Annotated in this window: 14 protein-coding genes; 6 read left to right on the forward strand and 8 right to left on the reverse strand. The window is 54.0% G+C overall.

The annotated features are described in order from the left end of the window. Positions 1–31 precede the first annotated feature (31 nt). Positions 32–856 (forward strand): undecaprenyl-diphosphate phosphatase, encoded by an 825-nt coding sequence (locus NO931_RS14375; protein ID WP_256393044.1) that lies wholly within the window; start codon positions 32–34, stop codon positions 854–856. A 70-nt stretch (positions 857–926) separates the two neighbouring features. Here NO931_RS14375 and NO931_RS14380 read toward each other — a convergent pair whose 3' ends face one another. From NO931_RS14380 to NO931_RS14390, 3 genes are all read right to left on the reverse strand, one after another. Next, positions 927–1913, reverse strand: coding sequence for an SDR family oxidoreductase (locus tag NO931_RS14380; protein ID WP_256393045.1), 987 nt, complete (start codon positions 1911–1913; stop codon positions 927–929). A 102-nt stretch (positions 1914–2015) separates the two neighbouring features. After that, positions 2016–2666: a hypothetical protein gene (locus tag NO931_RS14385; RefSeq protein WP_256393046.1), complete on the reverse strand. Its 651-nt coding sequence runs from the start codon at positions 2664–2666 to the stop codon at positions 2016–2018. A gap of 6 nt (positions 2667–2672) precedes the next feature. Continuing rightward, a complete protein-coding gene (locus NO931_RS14390; RefSeq protein ID WP_256393047.1) occupies positions 2673–3806 on the reverse strand; it encodes a DUF4330 family protein in 1134 nt (377 codons plus the stop codon). Between the two features lie 199 nt (positions 3807–4005). Between NO931_RS14390 and NO931_RS14395 the strand changes: the two genes are divergently transcribed. After that, a complete protein-coding gene (locus NO931_RS14395; protein WP_256393048.1) occupies positions 4006–5421 on the forward strand; it encodes a sugar transferase in 1416 nt (471 codons plus the stop codon). Here NO931_RS14395 and NO931_RS14400 read toward each other — a convergent pair. Both NO931_RS14400 and NO931_RS14405 read right to left on the reverse strand, forming a co-directional pair. Next, positions 5370–6737: a nucleotide sugar dehydrogenase gene (locus tag NO931_RS14400; protein WP_256393049.1), complete on the reverse strand. Its 1368-nt coding sequence runs from the start codon at positions 6735–6737 to the stop codon at positions 5370–5372. The two genes, NO931_RS14395 and NO931_RS14400, sit on opposite strands and share 52 nt — an antisense overlap. Beyond that, positions 6734–7714 (reverse strand): NAD-dependent epimerase/dehydratase family protein, encoded by a 981-nt coding sequence (locus NO931_RS14405; RefSeq protein ID WP_256393050.1) that lies wholly within the window; start codon positions 7712–7714, stop codon positions 6734–6736. The genes NO931_RS14400 and NO931_RS14405 overlap by 4 nt, the downstream gene beginning before the upstream one ends. A 143-nt stretch (positions 7715–7857) precedes the next feature. On the opposite strand from NO931_RS14405, the gene NO931_RS14410 reads away from it, so the two are divergent. Continuing rightward, positions 7858–8955: a glycosyltransferase family 4 protein gene (locus NO931_RS14410; RefSeq protein WP_256393051.1), complete on the forward strand. Its 1098-nt coding sequence runs from the start codon at positions 7858–7860 to the stop codon at positions 8953–8955. Here NO931_RS14410 and NO931_RS14415 read toward each other — a convergent pair. Beyond that, complete coding sequence (locus NO931_RS14415; RefSeq protein ID WP_256393052.1) at positions 8949–10406, reverse strand: sulfatase family protein; 1458 nt, start codon at positions 10404–10406, stop codon at positions 8949–8951. The genes NO931_RS14410 and NO931_RS14415 overlap by 7 nt on opposite strands. A gap of 262 nt (positions 10407–10668) precedes the next feature. Between NO931_RS14415 and NO931_RS14420 the strand changes: the two genes are divergently transcribed. From NO931_RS14420 to NO931_RS14430, 3 genes are read left to right on the forward strand one after another with little or no spacing between them, the layout of a single operon-like run. After that, positions 10669–11928 carry a glycosyltransferase family 4 protein gene (locus NO931_RS14420; protein WP_256393053.1) on the forward strand — a complete coding sequence of 420 codons (1260 nt, stop codon included), beginning with the start codon at positions 10669–10671 and terminating at the stop codon, positions 11926–11928. Positions 11929–11983: 55 nt separating this feature from the next. Continuing rightward, a complete protein-coding gene (locus NO931_RS14425; RefSeq protein ID WP_256393054.1) occupies positions 11984–13414 on the forward strand; it encodes an oligosaccharide repeat unit polymerase in 1431 nt (476 codons plus the stop codon). Further along, complete coding sequence (locus NO931_RS14430) at positions 13414–14871, forward strand: oligosaccharide flippase family protein (protein ID WP_256393055.1); 1458 nt, start codon at positions 13414–13416, stop codon at positions 14869–14871. The genes NO931_RS14425 and NO931_RS14430 overlap by 1 nt, the downstream gene beginning before the upstream one ends. On the opposite strand, the gene NO931_RS14435 is transcribed toward NO931_RS14430, so the two are convergent. Together NO931_RS14435 and NO931_RS14440 are read right to left on the reverse strand one after the other, a co-directional pair. Next, entirely contained in the window at positions 14864–15982 is a 1119-nt protein-coding gene (locus tag NO931_RS14435) for a glycosyltransferase (protein WP_256393056.1), read from the reverse strand. The genes NO931_RS14430 and NO931_RS14435 overlap by 8 nt on opposite strands. Before the next feature lie 6 nt (positions 15983–15988). Beyond that, complete coding sequence (locus NO931_RS14440) at positions 15989–16948, reverse strand: hypothetical protein (RefSeq protein ID WP_256393057.1); 960 nt, start codon at positions 16946–16948, stop codon at positions 15989–15991. Between the last annotated feature and the right edge of the window lie 41 nt (positions 16949–16989).

Below are 16989 nucleotides of genomic sequence, written 5' to 3' on the forward strand. Positions count from 1 at the left end.
GTTTTGGATGCCCTTTCCCAACGGAGGTTTGATGGATCTATTCGAATTGCTCGTTGCGCTACTCGCTGGCGTGCTCCAGGGCATCTTGGAGTGGTTACCTGTCTCGAGTCAGGGGAATCTCTCCGTGTTTCTCACGGCTGTGGGTACGTCGCCAGAGATTGCGGTCCAGCTCTCGCTGTTCCTTCAGGTCGGAACGACGCTCTCTGCGGCGATCTACTATCGTGACGATATCGCGTCGGCGGCCGTTGACGCCCCTAACTGGCGCCCGCGGACGGCGTTTTCCTCGTCGAACGCCGAGGTGTCGTTCGTCGTCCTCGCGACGGCGATGACCGGCGTCGTTGGCATCCCGCTGTACGTCACGCTACTCGATGCCGCGAGCGAACTCGCTGGCGGTGCGTTCGTCGCACTGATCGGTCTCTTACTCGTGCTCACCGGCCTCCTCCAGCAGACCAGTGAGTCCGTCGGGCTCGGTGATCGGGAGTTGCCGGATTGGATCGACGCCGTCTTGGTGGGTGCGCTGCAGGGGCTGTCGGTACTCCCTGGCGTCTCGCGCTCGGGAACGACTGCCAGCGGGCTGTTGGTTCGCGGCCACGACGGGCCCTCGGCGTTTCGGCTCTCCTTTCTCATGTCGATTCCTGCGGGGCTCGGCGCAGCCACGTTGACGATGGCCGACGCTGGTGGCCTCCCCGGTGTGAGTCCCGATGCTGCTGCGGTCGCGTTGCTGGCCAGTGTGGTCGTCGGGTATCTTGCGATTGACACGCTGTTACGGATCGTCGAACGGGTTCCCTTCTGGGCAATCTGTTATGGGATTGGCGGGCTGGCAATCGTCGGCGGTGGGCTCGTAACCGTGGCATAGGTCGGCAGTTAACTTCGCTGAGGCGGCAACTGCGTCAGCGCTGTAAAGAAACGGGAAGAGTGGAGTTCACTTAGGAATTCAGCACGAGCGGCTCGTACCACTCGCGGTTGTCCTGGTACCAGTCGATGAACTGCGCAACACCCTCGCGGATGTCGACGGTTGGCTCATAGCCAAGCAGCTCGTTGGCTTTCGAGACGTTTGCGTGGGTGTGCTCGGCATCGCCCGTGCGGGCCTCGTCGTACTCCAGATCCAGATCAGGTGCGAGTTCGTCACGTACAACCTCGGCGAGCGTCTGGATGTCGATGTTGTCCGTGCTGCCGACGTTCATGATCTCCCCGTCAGCACTGTTGTCAGTCAGAAGCTGCTGGTTCACCCGGACGATGTCGTCGATGTACGTGAAGTCCCGCGTCTGCTCGCCATCGCCGTAGATCACCGGCGGCTTTCCATTGAGACATCGTGAGACGAAGTTCGTCATCGCCATGTTTGGGCGCATTCGGGGGCCATAGACCGTGAAGTACCGCAGCGAGACGGTCGCGAGGTCGTAGAGTTCGCTGTAGACTCGGGCATACTGCTCGGCCGCGAGCTTCGAGACGCCGTAGGGGCTGACCGGGTTCGTGGGGTGATCCTCGTCGTAGGGGAGATACTCCGGCTTGCCGTAGACCGACGAGGAACTCGCGAGAACCACGCGTTCAACGTCTCCGTCGCGAGCGGCGTCTAGAACGTTGAGCGTCCCGTCGACGTTGACCTCGTGGGGCTTGCGGGGGTTGTCGACGCTCGTCCGGACTCCGGCCTGTGCGGCTTGGTGGTAGACCACGTCGGCGTCGGAGACGAGATTTGTGACTGTGTCCTGATCGGTGACGCTGCCATTGACGAACTCGTACGTTGCGTTCGCATTTCCGGCGGCTTCTTGAGCCGCTTCGACGTTGTGCTGTTTGATCCCAGTATCGTAGTAGGGGTCGAGATTGTCGAGGACGGTGACATCGTGGCCTGTGCCGGCAAAGCCCTCGGCGAGGTGGCCGCCGATGAAGCCCGCGCCGCCAGTGACGAGGATTTGCATTGGGGAATAGTGTCTCTTAGGCGAGAAAAGTGTGTTGGAAGAGCTTACTCAGGGCTGACGCATTCTTTCGTTGGTGGAGTCGTCGATCTCTTCAGATTCCTCTCAATGATTATTTTCACCCCTTTGATCTTCGTCCGGTAGATCGACTCTTTTCGGCGGATCGGGCGGTTCGAATGTTGAGAGCAGGAACTGTGCCGTTTTAGTATCGAGTAGTTCTTCCAACGTCACCGACGATCGGATGCTGATGGCGGCGACACCCAGTAGCCCAACGTGGACGACCGCGCTGGCGATCGAGAACGACTGGGCGACGAGCGTGAACAGAAGATGAGTGAGTATGGCAGCGGCCAGTGCGGCGCCGCCGACGCGGAGCGGGGCATCCCGGATTGCTACGTTGATGTCTTCTATTAGCGCCTTTGCCCGCGATTCCCGCCAAATCGGGATTAGCCATTCGATGACGGCGTCGAGCAGTCGGATGAACGGCCCAACCGTTCTGGTCTCGCGCAGGTCGATGACAATCACGTCCGGATCTGGCTCTTTGGTGAGCCAGCGATAGAGGTAGGACGATACGACGTACCGACGGCACTTCGCAGCGACCGCTGTGAGTCGGGAGTTCTCGACCGTCGTGGTTACGCGCCGTCGCGCGTTCGTCGCTCGTTCGACAACGGCGTCGGGCACGAATTCCGTCACCCGATCCGCTATCCCTGTCGCGGGCTTCGACGGTTCGGTCTCTTCAGTGCGCTCGGTGTCCGTCATGGCTGATTACTCGAGGTCGGTGATTTCCGAATCGAACGTTCGGTCGGGAAGATCGAGCGTGACGGTGTCTCCCTCTTGGATCGGGCGGCCGTGGAAACGTAGCGTGGAGTCGGTCTGGCGCGTCGCCAGGTCAACGGTGAGCGTGACGTCCTTCTGCGTGGGATGGTCGCGCAGGTAGATGTTTCCGTCGTCGCTCTTCAGTATGACGTCCGCTGGCTGGACATCGACAGTCTGGATCGTCGCGAGCGTCTCATTGCGCTCGGTTTCAGTCTGTCCGGCCTCTAGGCTCTCGGCGAACTCGGGGCTGATGTCTTCGAGCTTCAGCGTCGCGGTGGTCGTCGTCTGCTCGCCCGGTTCGACGGTACTCCCGCGGCGGGTGATCGATCCCGTCAGATCGTAGTCGCTGGTCCGGAACGCGACGGTTGTTCCGAGACTAACCTCATGGCCGGCGTATGTCGAAGCATCTCCGCTTTCGCTCGTCGCCAGTTCGAGCCCGACCAACACGCGGCGGGTGTTCTCAGAGATCGGGTACGCGGTGACGTTTCGGATGGTTGCGACCGTCTCGTTCTTCACACGGTGTTCGTCGCCGACCTGAATCGCCTCGGCGGTGGCGGCGTCGAGTTCAGTCTCGACGACAACAGGCGTTTGATTGATCTGGAGAGCTTCTCCCTCGTCGTCGATCGCCTTGATGCTTCCCTCGACCGAATAGTCCACTGTGTCGACGGTGAAACTCTGACCGAGCTGGAGGCGATTCTCGCCGAAGATGAATCCGTCGCCGCTCTCGGTACCGGTAAGGCGCGTGCGGACGATCATCCGGGTGTCACCGCCGTCGCCATCCCCGGCGACCGGCGTCGCCTGGATGTCCGTAATTGTGAGATTGCCCGGCCCGTCGAGGTCCATCTCGTCGCCGGTCTGGACTCCGTCGACGATCTCGTCCGGCTGGTTGCCGAGATCAAGCGTTGCGTATTTTACAGTGGTGTTCGGCGTCGTTCCGTCGCCCGAGCTGTCGGTTGGTTCGGATCCGGCGCCGAGGACGAGGGTCGCCCCTGCAATGGCTACGGCAAGGACTACCAGCACGACGAGCGCGTCGACGACATTGACGAGGCCGAAGAGGTCGCCGTCCTCGTCAATGATCTTCATGATTCACCCACGTTGTTCATGCGGGATGACTTTTTCCGGGCGAGTAAAATCTTTCCCGATCTGACTACTGGTTGCGAGCGCTTGAGGTCTTTTGTGGAACGATATCATGACCGTATCGATCGTAGTAGATTTCACTGTACGACGCAGTGGTCAATAGTTTCAAAGAAGCTATAGTAGCCCGACACGCTTTGCTTAATCAATGCTCACTGGATGGCGCTACCGGATCGCCGCGGCGACCGGGGCGCTGTTGCTCACTATCGGGGCCATTTTCGTCGCGAACGTCCCTGTTTCTCAGGAGTTTGCGACAGCGTACGTCCCGCTGCTGGATCGATTCGGCACTGTATCCCAAAGCGGTATTCCCTTCTTCAGGATGCTCTCACTGACTACTCTAGCTGTTCTCGTCAGCCTCGTACCACTGTACAAACCCCGGCCGCGGCGGATATTGGATACAGTTCACATTTCGCTCAAACGCATCGTTGCCGCTGGACTCGCGCTTGCGACGGTCGGATTTTTCGACTGGTCATACCGTGTTCCGCGGACGACGCTTCTCCTGACGTTCGGCGTGCTATCGGTGGTCGTCCCAGTTTGGTTTGTCTGGATTCGACGACGGCCACACGGCGCCGGTGAGCGCGTGCTGGTTGTCGGTGACGATGCCGACCAGATCGAGACGATCGTGACCGAAACGTCGCTGCCGCTGCTGGGGTATCTCTGTCCGACGAGTGCATCTGCTGGGGCTGAAAACGGGGTAACTGCTGACGCGACTGCTCCTACAGCTCTCGCGGATGGCGGCGTCGAGGGAATAGAACGCATCGGCGGACTCTCTCGGCTCGAAGATGTCCTCGTAGAGTTTGACATCGACACCGTCGTATTGGCGTTCCACGAACCGGACCGCGCGGAGTTCTTCGGGGCACTCGACGCCTGTCACGACCATGGCGTCGCCGCGAAAGTTCACCGGGAGTACGCCAATACCGTCCTGATCTCACAGGATGCCGTGGATACGTTGGTCGATGTCAAGTTGGAGCCGTGGGACTCGCAGGATTATCTCTTCAAGAGGGTGTTTGATGTCGTGTTTGCCGGGGCTGCACTTCTGTTCCTCTCTCCGGCGATCGTCCTCATCGTACTCGCGATCAAACTAGAGGGTGAAGGCCCTGTATTCTTCACGCAGACCCGAACGTACCTCTACGGCAACACCTTCGAGATTCGCAAGTTTAGAACGCTCAAACCAGAGCCGGGGGGCGAGGTCGGTACGACGATCGAGGAGGACCGTCACACGCCGCTCGGTCAGTTCCTCAGAACGACGCATCTCGACGAACTCCCGCAACTGTGGTCGATTCTGGTCGGTGAGATGAGTGTTGTCGGTCCCCGACCTGCCCAGACGGAGATCGAAGACGAGTTCGAGAACGAGGCCGACGGCTGGCGACAACGCTGGTTCGTCAAACCGGGTCTTACCGGCCTCGCACAGATCAAGGAAGCCACGAGTAAGGATCCCGCTCGGAAGTTACAGTACGACCTTCAGTACATCCGCAATCAATCGTTTCTGTACGACGTAAAGATTCTCTGCCGTCAGCTCTGGAAAGTGTTCGAGGACGTCGTCGGGCTCGTGTGCGGAGAATGATCCTGCTCCACGGTCGTTCCATCTCCTAACGCCATAGTGATCGTCGATAGATCGTCCGGGAGTCCATCCTGTCCGTCGAAGACGATCGGGGCGTCGTTCAGAACGTCGTAGTCGAACGCGTCGTGATCGACGAGCAGGAGAACGGCATCGGCGTCGGCGATCGCGTCACGTTCGATCTCGTCAGTCGGTTCGAACGTCGTTTCGTTCACGAGTACCTCGTCAACGTAGGGATCAACCACGTCGATATTTGCGCCGCGTGAATCAAGCAACTCACAGATCGACAACGCGGGAGAGTTCCTGATATCCCCGACATTGGGCTTGTAGGTGATGCCGAGTATCGATACCGATGCAGACTCAAGGGACACACCGCGACCAGCAAGCGCGGTCTCGACGCGGTCGACGACGTGATTCGGCATGGACTCGTTGATCGCGTGCGCCTGCTCGACGAGGTTCAGCTGTTGTCCGTTACGACGGCCCTGCCAGGAGAGGAACTGCGGATCGACCGGGATGCAGTGCCCACCGACGCCGGGGCCGGGATAGAACGCCTGGAATCCGAACGGTTTCGTCCCGGCGGCTTCGATCGCCTCCCACGCGTCGACGCCGATCGCCTCGGCGTGTCGGGCGACTTCGTTCACCAGTGCGATGTTCACCATCCGGTAGGTGTTTTCGAGCACTTTCGCCATCTCCGCCGCGCCGGTCGAGTCGACCGGGACGGTGTCGTCGACGACGGCCTCGAACAGGGTCTTCGCGGCCTCCCGCTCCTCGTCGGTGTCGGCGCCGACGACGATCGGGATGTCCTCGAAGTCGTACGAACCGCCGGGGTTGATGCGCTCGGGCGCGAACGCGACGAGCACGTCCTCGCCCGGTTCTCGGCCGTTCTCTCGGAGCGTGGTTCTGATTATCTCGTCGGTCGCACCAGGGTAGACGGTGCTACAGCAAACGAAGAGCACCTCGCGATCGGGGGCGTTCGTCGCCACGCTCTCCGTCGCTTTGCGCACGGCGGACATGTCCGGTTCGGACTGTTCCACGCCGGTCGGAACGGCGACGAGGAACGCGTCGGCTTCCTCGAGCGCGTTCGCGTACGTCGTCGGCTCGAATCCCTGATCGAGCGCTCGTCGAACTGCGTCGTCGTCGACGTCTTCTACGTACGACGTGCCATCGCGGAGTTGTTCGACACGGTTGAGATCGATGTCAAATCCGACAACGTCGAAGCCCGCTTCCGAAAAGTGACAGGCGAGCGGCAGCCCGACGTATCCGAGTCCGACGACCGCTATCGTCGCATCTGCTCGGATGACCCGGTCGCGAACGCCGTTCATTCTGCTACCTCTGGAACTGCGGTCTTCTCTCTCCGCTCTGCGATGACGTCCTTGAGAATCCGATCGAGTTCTGTCTCGGGACGCCACCCGAGCATCGATTCGAGCTGCGATACGTCGGGTTCCCGCTGTTGTGGGTCCTCGAAATCCTCGTCGTAAGCGGCCTCGTAGGGGACGTGTTCGATCTCGGAGTCGGAGTCGGTGAGTTCGATCACGCGCTCGGCCAGCGCGTTGATACTGGTCGGCTGTGGCGCGCCGACGTTGAACACGTCACCGTGTGTCTCGGGCTTCTGGAGGAGCTCGTAGGTCGCGCGAACGGCTTCCTCGACGTGAGTGAAGCTTCGCGTCTGGGTGCCGTCGCCGTAGACAGTCAGCGGTTCGCCGGCGAGCGCCTGCTCGACGAACGTCGGAATGACCATCCCGTACTGGCCCGACTGGCGCGGGCCGACGATGTTAAAGTACCGACCAACGACGACCGGGAGATCCTCGGCGTCGTGGTACGCCAGCCCGTAGGCCTCGTCGACGGCCTTCGCGGAGGCGTAACTCCACCGCGGGCTGGTCGTCGGGCCGAGGACGCGGTCGTCAGACTCGGAAAACGGAACCGCGGTCGACTTACCGTAAACTTCCGAGGAGGAGGCGATGAACGTGGGGATGTCGTGTTCTGACGCCGCCTCGAGTACGTTCTCGGTCCCGACGAGGTTCGTCTGCAGCGAGTCGAGCGGGTTGTCGACGATCTTCTCGACGCCGACGGCAGCTGCGAGGTGGTAGACGCTATCGGCTCGTCGAACGTGCTGTTCTACGAGGTCGAAATCGGCAACGTCTCCGTCGACGAACTCGATTCTGCCCGACTTGGGGAGATTTCTTCTTTGGCCGGTCGAGAGGTCATCGAGGACGAGTACGTCTTCGTCCGTGTCCTCTATATAGAGATCGACGAGGTGGGATCCGATGAATCCTGAGCCGCCCGTGACGAGAGTAACCATTTCTTACCCCTTTTTCTGTTGAGCCTACTACTAAGTATTGGCTATTCTATCAGTCGGTGTCGTTCCTGAACGTTATCGAGGACGAGAGGCGGCCGGTTGGGCATCAACGCGTTCATAGGGGTCCATTAACTACCGATTCGTAGATGCGCATCCTCCGCGTCGCCCAGAAGCTCTATCCCGACACGAAAGGGGGCGGACAGTACCACGTCCACGCGATGAGTCGCGATCAGGCAGAGATGGGCCACGACGTCACCGTTCTGACGACACGCGACGACAAGTCGCTACCGCGGATTGAGGAAACGCACGGCTATACGGTCGTTCGCGTCTCTCCGGGGGTGACGATCGCGGGCAACGACGTGTCGCCCGCCGTGGCGCAGTACCTGTGGGGCGTCGACACCGAGTCGTTCGACGTGATCCACGCGCACTCGCATCTGTACTTCTCGACGAACCTCGCCGCGCTGAAGCGGCGACTAGGGGATATCCCGTTGGCGATCACGAACCACGGGCTCTACTCGCAGTCCGCACCCGAGTGGGTGTTCGATCTGTATCTGAAGACGCTCGGTCGGTGGACATTCAACCGGGCGGATGTTGTGTTCTGTTACACCGAGACGGATGAGCAGCGCCTGCGCGACCTTGGGGTCGAAACGCGTATCGATGTCGTCTCGAACGGGATCGACACGGAGCGGTTTAGACTTAAAGGACCGGAAAGTGATCTCATCGACAGTACCGGTCCAGTGGTGTTGTTCGTCGGACGGCTCGTGGATGGGAAGCGTCCGAAAGCTGTTATCGAGGTGTTCGATGATGTGCTGGAGGAGTTCACCGACGCCGAATTGTATCTCTGTGGTTCCGGTCCTCTGCGCGACGAGCTCGAACAGGACATCGCTGAGTTGGAGATTGCGGAATCAGTCACGTTTCTCGGTCATGTCCCCTACGACGAAATGCCCGCGGTGTATCGGAGTAGCGACGTACTTGTCCTCCCGAGTAGAGCGGAGGGTGTTCCACGGGTTGTCTTAGAATCTCTGGCATCTGGTCTTCCCGTTGTCTGTTCACCTCTTGAACAGCTTCACGATGTTATTGCGGGCGGTGGGGCACTCGTTGATCCTGACGATAAGAAAGCGTTCTCAATTTCTGTTATCGACTCGATCACTGGCGGTTCTTCACATGCTGAATTCGAGTCCACGTACGAATGGGAAAGCACCGTTGAAGAGACAACAAGCAGTCTTCGGTCTCTCGTTCACTGAATATATCCGAGATCTTCGAGGCGTTGCTTTGTCTGTTCTCTCATAGATACCTCTTTGTCATTCTCGGCGTGCTCAAAGGAAGCGAGCCACTCGTCTAACTTCGATTCTAGGGTCGATACTTGATCCGGATTTTCGTCCGCAACGTTCTCGGTCTCTTTCGGGTCGTCATCGACGTTGTACAGCTCAATGAGGCCATCGGATCCGCGAATCAATTTCCACTTCTCTGTTCGGACTACTCGGAGTGATCGATCGTACTCTCGGACTGACTCCGGGAGTGTCCCTACCCGTTGTTCGAGTGCTTCCATCGATGGCTGTGGCGCCATGTATTCGGCAAATGCGAATTCCCTGTCCGACGTGTTAGCGTCGGGATGGAGTGATCGTCCCTGTGCCTGCTCTCGGAATTTGGGTGCATCGATTCCTGCTGCATCTAGTAATGTTGGTCCGAGATCAGTCAATTGAACGAGATCATTGACCGTATCGCCACCCGTGAATTCTCCGCCATGGATTACGAGTGGAACATGAAGCAGGGTATCGTAGAGACAGTACTGGTGATCCATGAAGCCGTGATCACCAATGTTTTCTCCGTGGTCACCAGTGATGACAAAGACGGTGTCTTCCCATTCTCCGGCTTCCTGTAGCATTGTCTGGAGCTCATTGATCCGATCGTCTACGTAGGCGATTTCCGCTCGGTATAGAGATTTGAGAATCTTGAAGTCTCGTTCATCCAACGAATTTTTTCCGCTTATATAGGCCCACGCGTCTTGTGAGATTGACAATGCCTCTTCGTAGGGCACATCTTCCGGAAGATATCGTTCTGCGTGCGCCTTGGGCGGTTGATATTCTAAATGCGGTTCAAGATAGTTGATAAAGGTAAAGAATGGTTGTTCTGTCTCTCGGTTCGAGAGCCACTTCTTGAACCTCGAGTTCGTTCGATTTGCGCCATAATCACTTTGCTTGTGGATGAATTTTCCATAAACAGTGTTCGCCACATTTACAATTGGATTCCCCTGAATAATCCGGGGCATAGCTGCCAGTACTTGATTTAGACCTTCTTTTTCCCTTGCGATATCGCTCAAGTCGTTCTCCGACTGGATATATTGCCACCCTTTCAGAAAGTTGTCAAACCCGCGTTGGAATCCAAACTCCCCACTCACCCATGTATTATTCGAAAAACCAACTGTTTGGTATCCGGATTGACTGAATGCCTCACTGAGTCGTGTTAGATCTTCATTGAGATGTTTATGCCCAGCGTGTGCTCCATGTCGAGAGGAGTAGGTTGCTGTAAACAGGGCGGCGTGCGAGGGTAGCGTCCATGGAGCAGAGGCATAACTATTAGTATAGTGTGTTCCCGCATTCGCAAGTTCTGAATAGGTCTCGAATGATGTCTGTTCTCCAAACTCTTCGGCGCGTGCGGTATCCATTACAACGACGACAACATTATTTTTATTCATAACTATTGTCTCATAATGTCTTTCCCTTCATTTGCACCAGGCTGTGCATTGTGTTTAGTGCCTATATTCCCCCGGGCCGTATATGGGTTTGTCGTACCTCTATCTCAATTTGGAGTTCATTTCAAGAATGGTTTCACTTTGTGGATTCCATCGAACCGCCTCGATAATATTCTATTGCTGCCACTACTTGGTCTGGTCTAATTCTATCTTGAAAATTGGGGAAGGAGATCTTTTATTCGGTACTGTGATCTGGGGCCATCTGATGAATTCATATAAGAATCCCTACTGCTCCAATCTTCTCTTGCACGATCTACAGGCAATCGAATACTTTTTGATGTCGAACTGTGAATTTGTCTCAGTGCCAATTCGCGCAGTCTTCTTCCATATCGGATCCGAATCTTTCGGTGGCGGTTCCCAGATGCTTTGGCGTCTACTACAACGTATTGATCGGGACAAGTTTGATCCAGTAGTTCTCACTCAACGGAAGGATAAACTTTCTGATCAAGCCGAAAATGCCAGCGTAGACGTTGAAATCGTACCCTTCAAAGGGATTCTTGATAGCTACAATAAGACACTTCTCCAGATGTCGACGTTCAACCAGGCGAAAGCGAGCATGCGATTACTCCAATTTAATTTAGAAGCATTTTCTGTCTTATCTGAGGCTGATGTTATCTGGTGCCACAATATTCGAGCCTTGTTCACGATTAGCCCCTATGCAATACTCTCTCAAACGCCAGTCATTTGGAATATCGGCCTCGGCCTTGAGTCAGATGGCGTTCTTACGTATCTAAACGAGATCGGATTGTGGCTTGCTGACGTGGTGTTCATGGAATACGAGGAGCAGGCAGAGCAAGTGTTCACGGAACGACAGTATTCTAAGTTCGACGACGAGTTTGTCTTCTTCCACAAAGGAATCGACGTGAGTTCGTACTCGCCGACTCGAAGTCCCTCACCGGGTACGGACACGACCGTCATTGGGACGGCAGCTGTTCTCTCGGAGCGGAAAGGGCTTCAATATCTGATTGACGCTGTTGCAACACTTCAGAAAAACGGGAAAGATATTGAGCTCCGGATTGCGGGGGAGTCACCAGACAACAGCGAAAACGAATACGAGCAAAAACTACGGACACAGATTCAAAAGAACGATTTAGGCGATTCTATAAGACTTCTTGGATGGGTCGAAGATATGCCGTCGTTTTTCGACGAGCTTGACGTGTTTGTACTCCCATCGTTCGGGGAGGGTATTCCTGGCGCCGTTCGAGAGGCCTTAGCGATGGAACGTCCTGTTGTTGCAACTGACGTCGGTGGTACTAGTGAAGTCGTCCAAGACGGTCAGACTGGTATTTTGGTCGAACCTGGGAATGCGAATGCGATCGCTGATGCGGTCGAACGGATCGTTGATGAGCCAGAACGTGCAGTCGAAATGGGGCAAAGCGGTCATGAACTCATTGTTCGCGAACATTCTGTCGACTCGTACGTTGAGCGGTACGAATCTCTCCTTGCATCACTCGTCGACGAATGACCTCACGAACGGTGTCGAAAAGCACATACGGACCAACCTAGGTATAACACACTAGATGAAGACTGGGATCAGACACCGATCTGCTATTCTGGCGGTGTGTCTTGCCGCGTTCCTCGGTAGTCTCCTATTCACCAAGACGGGCTTGCAGGGTCTCTTGATGAGCGTACTCTTCTTGATCTGCCTCACGCCGACTCTCGTCTCTCTCTATCGTGGCCGATTCGATATTTTTGAACCGATCGTGTTTCACTCGCTGTTTATGTTTATGACCTCTATCGCCATCTTTGATCGCGTCTATCTCTCAGATCCATATCTCCTATACCCTGAATGGGTACAATGGAATTCTTCAACTGCATTTCTCATTCTCACGGTCCTTTATGTTGTATTCTACACGTTTGTTTTGGCGGGATATTATGTTAAGATAGAACGTTGGATGATGATACCAGAGATCCCCTCACAGGTTGATGATTTATCGGGGAACACTTTGAAGAAATTAGGACTTCTTTACGTTTTTATTGGGATGGTTTGCTATGTGCTACTTATTAAAGAATCACTTAGCTGGGATCTATTATATCTTTATTCAACAGCTGAACCTAGAAGTCAAATATTCGACTCTACAACGCATTTTATGCTTGGTTCTAGAGCAGTCTATGTTGGGTATTTAGTTTGGTTGACTGGAACACTTCTTGATGGTCGACGTACCGGCATTGTACATCTCCTTCCTATTCTACCGATCTTATTCCTCTTCTTGCTACTAGGTGGACGAGGACAAGTACTTCTTATAGTCCTTGTGACTGCCACCATTCTCTATTATGTACATATATTTGAAATATTTGAAACTAAGCCTCGCTATATCCGAATACTTTCAGACAATCTACATGACTATATTAAACTAGCGTTCCTACCATTATCCGGCATAGTACTCGGTTTCATGACGGTCTTTGCAGGACTGGCCCGCAGCTGGCGCGATACAGATAATCTATTTAACCCAGATCTCCTTGTCCAGATGGCAACATTTGGGATTCACAATAGCCACTTGGATAACCTTCTGGTGACGCTCTCGATCATCCCCGAAGATTCCGGATTCTTTTGGGGTACCTTCATACTACGAGTGCCCCTCAATTACATCCCTAGATCTATCTGGTCTGACAAACCTGTACTAACATCTGGTTCCTTGCTCCGCCGCTTATTTCTCCCAGATGGGACAGGCGGTCGGCCTCCTGGGATGATCGGTCGATTCTTCTTAGATGGTGGACCTGTAGCGATTCTGCTTGGGGCCCTTCTTTTTGGTCTTATACTACGTTTACTCTATTTACTCCTTCGAAGGAATCGCCATTCGCCAATTTTCCTGCTCTTCTATGCATTTATTTTCAGCTCGATAGCAACCCAAGGATTCCTGAATGGCTCCTTGTGGATGATTTCAAATCATCTCTTACTTCTATCTCCACTACTTGTACTGGGATACATTGAATCCTCACTGGATGAGTAATGATGAAACTAAAAGATAAAATTGTATCTGATGCTATCGTCTCTACGATAATAGCAGTAGCAAAAAAGGCACGTGGACTGCTTTTTATCCCACTTATTTCGTTCTATCTGGGGACCAGCTCCTTCGGTGTTTATACGCAACTTCTTGTTATCACTAATCTATTCTCCGGATTATTGTCATTCGGGTTGCAATCAGCGCTAATTCGCTATTTCCAAAAGTCATCCGGTCGTTCTGAGAAAGCGGAACTCTATTTTGATATCCTCTCGTTCACTCTCTGTGCTAGCACGTTATTTTACCTACTTGTTTACTTCTCATCCGCCTTTATATCGTCACTGACTCTTGGAACAACTACATATAGTTCTATCTTTCAACTTGGTGCTTTACTCATTCCAATAAAAATAGGGCTAATGGTGTCCCAAAACTACTACCGGGCGGAAATGCGGGTCAAGGCCTATTCTCTCATCGATGGCATCAAAACGTATGCTATAATTGGTATTGTTTCCTATATCGTCATATTCCAGTCTGCAAATCTAAGCAGTATAATAACCACGCTAGTTATGGTTGAGGGATTATTTTTCCTCATAATACAGTTTGATATTGTACGTAGTATTGGGACTCATGTACCGCGGTTTACCACTATCGAAAAGAGTCTACGATACTCTATTCCATTTATGGTTAGTCAAGTTTCTAGTAACTTTTTGAGCAAAGCTGACCGGTTACTAATTGGATATTTCCTTGGTCCAACATCTGTTGGCGTGTATACTGCGGCTTATAAATTAGCAAATACTATTCTCCTATTTGCCTTACCTATCAATAGTTCATTCTTCCCTGAATTTAGCCGCCTCTGGGAAGCTGGTAAGAAGAGTGAAGCGAGGAGTTTCCTTAATTCAGGTATCAAATATTTCCTCATTCTGAGTTGCCCTTCAATCGCTGGTTTCTTTCTAGTCGGAAACAATCTTCTCCATTATCTTATCCCTGCAACCGAAGCCAGTGATGCAGCGATACTGGTTCCTTTCCTTGGTATTGGTATTACTTGCTGGGGCGTTATACGACTACAAAGTAGCCTATTTTTCGCCGCTGAGATAACAAAACCGATCGGGCTTCTTCGTCTCTTCGGTGCGTTACTGAATGTATTCTTGAATATAGTATTGATACCGGCATTTGGTCTATTTGGTGCAGTAATAAGCACAGTTGCTTCTTACTTTGCCGTAATGATTATAATATTATATTTGTCTACTGATAGTCTAGGTATGTACTATGATCCTATGGACCTCGTTAAGATCCTTTTCTCATCGACTCTTATGCTATCCATCTTTCTCTATATAGATGTACAAGTTCTACCCTTGGAAATAGTAACTGCAGCAGTTATATATTTCATAGCGCTGTATATAGTTGGGGGGATTTATAGAAGTGAGGTAAAGGCTGTTCTTTCCCCTTTGTACTCAATTATCAAGTAGATAATTCGTCCATATAAATACTTACATATGGCTGTGATACGCTTTCGTAGGAGAATCTATTCTTGGCGATTTTCTGAAGATCATCACCGATTTCGTTATCGTGAATCGCAGCACAGATTCCCCTCTCCCAAGAATCCACCTCGAAATCAACTAAGTACTCTGTCTCTCCGAGTATCTCCTCAAAGGCTGGGATTTTGGATGCAACCACCGGCGTCCCTGCAGCCATCGCCTCACACAGAGCGACCCCTTGACCTTCATGGAGCGATGCCAGAGCGAAGACATCCAACTCATGGAGTAGTGCGTACACCGACTTTCGCTCGATTCGTCCGGTAAACAGGACAGCATCTTCGATTCCCAATTCGGTTGCGCGGTTGCGGAGGGCCGCTTCGCGGCTCCCGTCGCCCACTAGTAGAAGTCCGATGTCTGGATATCGGTCCGACAGCGTAGCGATGGCCTCCAGAAGTAGGTCCTGATTTTTGACTCGTTCAAGTCGTCCGACGCACCCGACAACTGGTGATGCACTCGCCACGAATCTCGCGATCTCGTCGGGAAGGGGCTCTCCACGCCGTTCCACTATCGCTTCGGTGTCGATCGGATTGTGTATTATTGTGCGTCGTTCGCTTGGACACGTCACTCTCGTCCACCGACTGAACGACTGTTCTACCGCAGATGAAATCGGAACAACGTGATCAGCGAGGGGTAGCGTCGCCTGGTTGAGGAACAACTGCTTTCGGTTGTACTGATCCTTTGCGTGAACTGACTGTTCGGTCGACACGATACACGGCGTCCGTGCGATCGTCCCTACGATGCGTCCGATCACGCCGGACCGGACCAAATGCGTGTTCAGAACGTCGACATCGGTGAGTGTTTGATGAAGATCTCTGAGAGCGACTCTGGTCGGTTTCGTGTCGAACTCGAATCTAATCGGCGTCGCGCCGACGGTTTCTAGTTCTGCGATCACTTCGTCGTCAACTCTACTGTCGTCTCCTGCTAACAGGCCTCCGGCGAACACGTCAACGTCATCCGAGAATCCTCGGGTGAGGTCGACAATGGTATGCGGAATCGCGCCACTTTTCAGGTTGTTCGTGAGGTGGAGTACTTTCAGTGACATTGAGACTTAGTCAATATATCCCAGTGCTCGAAGCTTCGACCTGACCTCGTCATCATCTCGATCGACACTCGTCGGTCTCTCTGGATCGCGAGTTCTACGATCGTTCGCAGACACCGTGTACCAAGGTACTTTCCTGACACTCTCCAGTGGGTACTTCCCGTGCCCGTAGAAGCCGTACTCTCCCATCGCGTTCCCATGGTCGGCACTGATAACTGCCCTTTTTGCATCAACGTTGTTGAGCAGCACCTCCACCTCTTCGAGCACGTATTCGAGATTCAACCGGTACGCTTCCCAAACACGTTCTTTATCGAGTTCGCCCCGGCGAAGTCGGTCCCATACATTTCCTTCCCATTTCGATCCAATCCGATCAATGTCGATTCCAGAACCGATCTCCGGACACGGAACGGAGGGGAAGTGTGGTTGCATGTAGTGGACGATCATCCGCTCGGCATCCGAACTTCGCCAATGCCAAATCCCCCGATCGGTGAGTTCTTTTGCCGGGACTGTCCCGGTTTCGTCGTTCCAAGTGGTTCGCCACACTTCGTCGAGCTCGGCGAACTTGTCGGCCGTTTCGATGAATTCCGTGTGTGGATTTCCCGTAACGTATATTGTCTTGCCCATTTCCGGTGCGACGTTCCGGGTCAACGTCCTGTTCATCCACCCGTATGAGGCCCCACTGGGAGAGTACACTGTTTCTCGCTCAGCCGCTTCGAGGAAGTCGTATTGATCCACCACTGCTTCGATGAGATCCACGCGGCACGCATCCAGAAGCACGAGGATGTCCCACTCGCGCTCGAACGCGTTTGTCCATTCGTAGTCAAACCTCTCCGGAAAGTTATCAATACAGAGGCGCTGGTATGTCCGTAGACCTGCCCAAGATATCCCTTTGTGTTTGTCAGTGTACAGTCGGTCACCCACCTCCGCAACGAAATCGGAGAAAGAATCGAATGACGGGATGAGCGGCATTTTCTGACTCTCTGTGCTTTCTTGGCCAATAAAACAGTTCC

The organism is Natronoarchaeum rubrum (genome assembly GCF_024494695.1).

Coding starts and splice junctions, on each gene's coding strand:
- NO931_RS14425 (WP_256393054.1), top strand. CDS start 11,984: ATGAAGACTGGGATCAGACACCGATCTGCTATTCTGGCGGTGTGTCTT.
- NO931_RS14385 (WP_256393046.1), bottom strand. CDS start 2,666: ATGACGGACACCGAGCGCACTGAAGAGACCGAACCGTCGAAGCCCGCG.
- NO931_RS14420 (WP_256393053.1), top strand. CDS start 10,669: ATGAATTCATATAAGAATCCCTACTGCTCCAATCTTCTCTTGCACGAT.
- NO931_RS14380 (WP_256393045.1), bottom strand. CDS start 1,913: ATGCAAATCCTCGTCACTGGCGGCGCGGGCTTCATCGGCGGCCACCTC.
- NO931_RS14430 (WP_256393055.1), top strand. CDS start 13,414: ATGATGAAACTAAAAGATAAAATTGTATCTGATGCTATCGTCTCTACG.
- NO931_RS14395 (WP_256393048.1), top strand. CDS start 4,006: ATGCTCACTGGATGGCGCTACCGGATCGCCGCGGCGACCGGGGCGCTG.
- NO931_RS14435 (WP_256393056.1), bottom strand. CDS start 15,982: ATGTCACTGAAAGTACTCCACCTCACGAACAACCTGAAAAGTGGCGCG.
- NO931_RS14375 (WP_256393044.1), top strand. CDS start 32: ATGGATCTATTCGAATTGCTCGTTGCGCTACTCGCTGGCGTGCTCCAG.
- NO931_RS14440 (WP_256393057.1), bottom strand. CDS start 16,948: ATGCCGCTCATCCCGTCATTCGATTCTTTCTCCGATTTCGTTGCGGAG.
- NO931_RS14405 (WP_256393050.1), bottom strand. CDS start 7,714: ATGGTTACTCTCGTCACGGGCGGCTCAGGATTCATCGGATCCCACCTC.
- NO931_RS14410 (WP_256393051.1), top strand. CDS start 7,858: ATGCGCATCCTCCGCGTCGCCCAGAAGCTCTATCCCGACACGAAAGGG.
- NO931_RS14400 (WP_256393049.1), bottom strand. CDS start 6,737: ATGAACGGCGTTCGCGACCGGGTCATCCGAGCAGATGCGACGATAGCG.
- NO931_RS14390 (WP_256393047.1), bottom strand. CDS start 3,806: ATGAAGATCATTGACGAGGACGGCGACCTCTTCGGCCTCGTCAATGTC.
- NO931_RS14415 (WP_256393052.1), bottom strand. CDS start 10,406: ATGAATAAAAATAATGTTGTCGTCGTTGTAATGGATACCGCACGCGCC.